The sequence below is a fragment of the Blastococcus sp. CCUG 61487 genome (genome assembly GCF_005222955.1).
In the GTDB taxonomy this organism is placed as follows: Bacteria; Actinomycetota; Actinomycetes; order Mycobacteriales; family Geodermatophilaceae; genus Blastococcus.
Map to the genome: position 1 here is coordinate 1 of NZ_LWUA01000095.1, position 2193 is coordinate 2193.

2 protein-coding genes are annotated in these 2193 nt (G+C 70.6%); both read left to right on the forward strand.

Features of this window, described 5'->3' with window-relative positions:
• Positions 1 to 122: 122 nt before the first annotated feature.
• Complete coding sequence (gene istA / locus A6V29_RS06745) at positions 123 to 1361, forward strand: IS21 family transposase (RefSeq protein WP_137159596.1); 1239 nt, start codon at positions 123 to 125, stop codon at positions 1359 to 1361.
• Positions 1358 to 2134 (forward strand): IS21-like element helper ATPase IstB, encoded by a 777-nt coding sequence (gene istB, locus A6V29_RS06750; RefSeq protein WP_137159597.1) that lies wholly within the window; start codon positions 1358 to 1360, stop codon positions 2132 to 2134. Before istA ends, istB begins: the two co-directional genes overlap by 4 nt.
• Positions 2135 to 2193 lie beyond the last annotated feature (59 nt).

Sequence of the window (2193 nt, forward strand, 5' to 3'; positions counted from 1 at the left end):
AGGGTCAACTTTCGACCGTCGTTGACAAATGTCGACGGCGCCTGAAAACTGACCCCCTCGCGACGGTTGAATTTTGACCCCCTCCCGAGACCCTGGCTCGAGCCGAGCCGGGGAGGGACGAGGTGTTGTCCGTGGAGGACTGGGCGGAGATCCGTCGGCTGCATCGGGCCGAGGGCATTCCGATCAAGCAGGTCGCGCGGGTGCTGGGGGTCTCGCGGAACACGGTGCGGACAGCCCTGCGCAGCGATCAGCCACCGAGGTATGAGCGCACCAGCCGAGGGTCGGCGGTGGATGAGGTGGAGCCGCGGATCCGGGAGCTGTTGCAGGCGTTTCCGACGATGCCGGCCACGGTGATCGCCGAGCGGATCGGCTGGACCCGGTCGATGACGGTGCTCAAGAAGCGTGTGGCCGAGCTGCGACCGGTCTACCTGCCGCCGGATCCAGCGTCCCGAACCGCGTATGTGGCTGGCGAGATCGCCCAGTTCGACCTGTGGTTCCCGCCGATCACGCTGCCGGTCGGGTCAGGGCGGAGCCGGACGGCGAAGCAGTTGCCGGTGCTGACCATGGTCTGCGGCTACTCCCGCTGGGCCGCCGGGGTCCTCATCCCCTCCCGGTCGGCGGAGGACCTGTTCGCCGGCTGGTGGCAGCTGCTGGCCGGGCTCGGGGCGGTGCCGCGGGTGCTGGTCTGGGACGGCGAGGGCGCGGTTGGCCGCTGGCGCGGCGGGCGCAGTGAGCTCACCGCCGAGTGCCAGGGCTTCCGCGGCACCCTGGGCACGAAGGTGCTGATCTGTCGGCCGGCCGATCCGGAGGCCAAGGGCCTGGTCGAGCGGCTGCACGACTACCTCGAACGCTCCTTCCTGCCCGGGCGCACCTTCACTGGCCCGGCCGACTTCAACGCCCAGATCTCGGTCTGGCTGGGGTTGGTGAACACCCGCAGCCGCCGGGCGCTGGGATGCGCACCGATCGACCGGATCGCCGCTGACCGGGAGCGGATGCTGCCGCTGCCGCCGGTCGCCCCGGCCACCGGCTGGCGCTCCTCGACGCGGCTGGCCCGGGACCACTACGTGCGGCTGGACGGCAATGACTACTCCGTCCATCCGGCGGTGATCGGCCGGCGGGTCGAAGTCGTAGCCGACCTGCACCGGGTGCGGGTGCTCTGCGACGGCCGGGTCGTGGCCGACCACGACCGCATCTGGGCCAAGCACCAGACCATCTCGGCCGAGGAGCACGTCACCGCGGCGAAGGCGCTGCGCGCGGCCCGGATCGGGCTGCTCCGCCCGCCCCCACCCACCGAGGTGGAGATCCGGTCGTTGAGTGACTACGACGCCGCCCTTGGCCTCACCGACGGAGGCGTGGCATGAGCGGCAGAGACCTGGGCGCAGAAGTCGCGTTCCTGACCCGCGCGCTCAAAGCACCCACCCTGCGCGAGGCGGTGCCCCGGCTGGCCGAGCGGGCCCGCGAACAGTCCTGGTCGCACGAGGAGTTCCTGATCGCCTGCCTGCAGCGGGAGGTCTCCGCGCGGGAGTCCCACGGCGGTGAGGGCCGGATCCGGGCCGCCCGGTTCCCGGCCCGCAAGAGCCTGGAGGAGTTCGACTTCGACCACGCCCGCGGCCTCAAGCGCGACCTGATCGCCCACCTCGGCACCCTGGACTTCGTCACCGCCAAGGAGAACGTGCTGCTGCTCGGGCCGCCCGGCACCGGCAAGACCCACCTGGCCACCGGGCTGGCCATCCGCGCCTGCCAGGCCGGTCACCGGGTGCTGTTCGCCACCGCCACCGAGTGGGTCACCCGTCTCGCCGAGGCCCACCACGCCGGCCGGCTGCAAGACGAATTGCGGCGGCTGGGCCGCTATCCGCTGCTGGTCGTCGACGAAGTCGGCTACGTGCCCTTCGAGCCCGAGGCCGCCAACCTGTTCTTCCAACTCGTCTCCAGCCGCTACGAGCGAGCCTCCCTCATCGTGACCAGCAACAAGCCCTTCGGCCGCTGGGGTGAGGTCTTCGGCGACGAGGTCGTCGCCGCCGCCATGATCGACCGCCTGGTCCACCACGCCGAAGTCATCTCACTCAAGGGCGACAGCTACCGGCTCAAGGATCGAGACCTCGGCCGCTCCGCGGCCGCCACCGAAGAAGCATGACCACGAGGGGGTCAATTTTCGGCCGTCGCTAGAGGGTCAACTTTCGACCGTCGTTGACA